This window comes from Methylobacterium mesophilicum (genome assembly GCF_022179445.1).
Classification (GTDB): Bacteria; Pseudomonadota; Alphaproteobacteria; order Rhizobiales; family Beijerinckiaceae; genus Methylobacterium; species Methylobacterium mesophilicum.
The window spans coordinates 1-230 of sequence record NZ_BPQU01000181.1; the positions used below are offsets into that span (position 1 = coordinate 1).

Genomic DNA, 230 nt, shown 5'->3' on the forward strand with positions numbered 1-230 from the left:
CGACGGCATCCTGCGTTCCGCACTCACCTGGCTGATGGGCGGCGTCATCCGGCGCGTCATCGTCGCGGCGACGGTTCTGGCCGTCGCGGCGGCGTGCATCGTGGTCTTCATGCCCAAGACGGAATACCTGCCGGAAGGCAATCGCCAAACCATCATCGGCGTTCTGATCCCGCCGCAAGGCTACGGCCTGCCGGAGATTACGGCGATCGGGCAGGAACTGGAGAAGCGGG

The 230-nt window shown here is 66.1% G+C and carries 1 protein-coding gene; it reads left to right on the plus strand.

Going from position 1 to position 230, the window contains the following annotated elements:
• The coding region (locus MFF40_RS28660; protein WP_238263216.1) for a hypothetical protein at window positions 1–230 on the plus strand (230 nt) is incomplete at both ends.